4 protein-coding genes are annotated in these 2,623 nt (G+C 54.1%); 1 reads left to right on the top strand and 3 read right to left on the bottom strand.

All coding sequences use genetic code 11. The features are described 5' to 3' along the window. On the bottom strand, window positions 1-358 hold a 358-nt coding region (locus tag AC6T8Q_RS02915), incomplete at its 3' end, for a sugar nucleotide-binding protein (RefSeq protein ID WP_500677650.1). A 436-nt stretch (window positions 359-794) separates the two neighbouring features. Here AC6T8Q_RS02915 and AC6T8Q_RS02920 point away from each other — a divergent pair. Beyond that, window positions 795-1,058, top strand: a complete 264-nt coding sequence (locus tag AC6T8Q_RS02920) for a transposase (RefSeq protein ID WP_500677653.1) — start codon at window positions 795-797, stop codon at window positions 1,056-1,058. A 198-nt stretch (window positions 1,059-1,256) separates the two neighbouring features. Here the strand turns inward: AC6T8Q_RS02920 and AC6T8Q_RS02925 are convergent, their stop codons facing one another. Together AC6T8Q_RS02925 and AC6T8Q_RS02930 are read right to left on the bottom strand one after the other, a co-directional pair. Continuing rightward, window positions 1,257-2,171 carry a sulfotransferase gene (locus AC6T8Q_RS02925; RefSeq protein ID WP_500677651.1) on the bottom strand — a complete coding sequence of 305 codons (915 nt, stop codon included), beginning with the start codon at window positions 2,169-2,171 and terminating at the stop codon, window positions 1,257-1,259. 24 nt (window positions 2,172-2,195) lie between these two features. Next, the coding region (locus AC6T8Q_RS02930; protein ID WP_500677652.1) for a hypothetical protein at window positions 2,196-2,623 on the bottom strand (428 nt) is incomplete at its 5' end.

Consider the following 2,623-nt stretch of genomic DNA (forward strand, 5'->3'; position numbering starts at 1 on the left):
CCTTTGCACCATCGAACATTCCGGCGGTGCTGATGTAAAGAAGGGGAATGTTCAAGCTGTTGGCGATATAGACTGCATTCTCCACCGATATCGTATTCGTTGCGTAGGTGTCCTCGGCGTTAATCTCGCAGTATTCGAGATCGGTATACGCGCCTAAATGGAATAGGAAATCTGGCGAGAAGGAAGCGACGTCTTTACGGTAGGCATCCAAGTCCCGAAAGTCAAGGAAAGAAAGCCATTCTGAGTTGACGTCCTTGTCGGTACATCGAAGCGAGTACTCTGAGCCAAAGCGGTGATAAAAAGCTTCCCCGAGCATTCCGCCGCATCCGGCGATGTAAATCTTTTTCTGATCGGACACTTGGGTACCTCACGTTGACAATAGTTATTAGGGGATGGGCTTAATAAAGCTAAAGTAGGTTAAAGCCAGTTACCACTATAATAGAAAATTTCGAGTGCAGGCAAAGAAGGACTCCGCCTGCGCATGATTTACCTCATCTGAGGATGGCGCAAGTCCGGAACTCCTGGCGAAAACGCTCGATATCAATCCGCGAATCATCTATACGTGGCTGACGAAATATCATTACGGCGGTGAGGAGTCGCTCAAAACCAAGCCGAAGTCCGATCGCCCGCCGAAATTCGACGATAAGCAATTCTCGTGCCTTGCGGAGATCATTCGTGAGAAGAATCCCTCCAGCTTAAGCTTCCGTTTGTCTTGTGGACATTGGCGAAGGTCCGAGAATTGATTCAGCGCGAGTTCGTGGTGAGGCTCGGCACCGTTTCCGTATGGACACCGTATCCATCGCGCGAATAAGGGCGAACGCCTGGTCGCGCAGTTGGACGGCAAGCTCAAGCTCTTTTTCCTTCCGCCATATTCGTCACAGCTCAATCCGGACGAATGGGTCTGGACTAATGTCAAACAGCGTGTCTCCAAAACCTTCATCTCCAGCCGCGAGCAGCTGATCGCAGCCGCTAGCTCGATTCTGCATTCACTACAGCACATGTCGGCTAAAATCATCGAATTTTTCAGAGACCCGGATTGTCATGATGCGGCCGCGTGAGTCATGTAGCTTTTTTGACTTAGTCTTCCTAAGTTTCGGTTGAGCACAAGAGCGAGGCTGGGCTCTGAATTCCGCTGAGACCCGACCGCGTCACGATGTGCCGTTGATGGATGCAAAAGAAACACTGTGCATGGTTGTCCGGTTAGATCTTGCCTCGGGGATCACTAGGGACCAAGGCTTCGGTGGCACACGCATTCCTCATAACTGGCTGACTTTGGCCCTCGTGACGGGGTACCCGTATCGGTAGAGAAGCGGGAGGCTCAGTGCAGTGACAAGGCGACGCTTCTCGGATGGCAGCACGTTCAGCCAGTGGTCACGCGGGCCAAGCAAAACCCGGCCGCTTTGCAGGCGGACGTCACTTCCGCCCAAAGTGTGGTTTTCGGACAGAAAGACTCCGCCTTCGCTATCGACGGATAGGTGTTCGCGGCAGCCCGTGGCCCATTCGGTTACGTTCGCAATCACGCCTCCGGGATCCACGACAAGGTCTTCGTATCGCAGGCGACGATAAGAAACCGAGGCGGTAGACGCCATAGACTCAAGCAGAAGGTTCAGCGCAATCCATTGCACGGTATTTTGAAGGGTTGATGCCTTTGCAAATTTCCAGTGCCCCTTCGAGAGCAAACGTGATTTTGAATACTCGACGGCTCGAGGATCGCGCACGAGGTGGAGGACATGCAAGTCTATTCCCGGCAGGTCTCTCAACACCCGTGCGTACCGGTACGATTTCGATCCGTCTACGATGACCGCGCCGTCGTCGCGTCCGGCAAGGGCGTTATATAAGGCTCTGAGTTGCGGAAAATCTTTCTCGTTCGAGCGACGTGACAGGTTACGAGCAATAAGGCGCGGGGAAATGAGCGCCTTGGTATGGAGCTGCGACCATTCGGCCGCGTTCAGTTTGTCGAGTCCCCCAATGCTTTCCGTGATCAAGGGCCCCCAGAAAGCGCAATGCTCCACAGGAGCGCCGCATCCGCAACAGTGGTCATCCTGACGGGCGTGCTCGATACTGATGACCTCGCCGACGTTCAGATAACCTGGTATCTGGCCAAGCAACGCACCCAGAAGCGTGCTGCCGCTTTTTCCAACTCCGGCCACTAGCAAAACACGCAATGTCACTGAAGTTATGTCCCTGATGCGAAGTTATTGCACGTGCGGTGCAGCTCGGCCCTGCCGGGCCCGATACAGAGCCGTTATTTGGGTCCACGCGCGCGAAGGATTGACCGCAATGACACCCATAAGATGAAGTGGATATGTCAATAATACGATACCGGTGCGGAGTCTACCTGGCTTGAAGCCGGGCCGGATCTGGTAACCGAACTGGCGCATGAGAGGTGCGGTCAGTCGCTCGCAAACATCGATCTCGGCCAATGAAAGTACGGACTCCCATCGGTCAACGACGTCGGATGAAATGCCGCGATTGCTGCTTAAATGGCTGACGTTTGAGGAGCCCCATTGGGGCAAGTCCAGCATTCCGGGCTCGAACGCTATTCCGGCGAAGGCACTGAGCTCTTTCGCAGTGGCCTCTGGCGCAGAAACTAGATCCTCGAATCGAACAATGCGGACGCGGT

Origin of the sequence: Bythopirellula sp. (genome assembly GCF_041737835.1) — a bacterium.
Lineage (GTDB): Bacteria > Planctomycetota > Planctomycetia > Pirellulales > Lacipirellulaceae > Bythopirellula.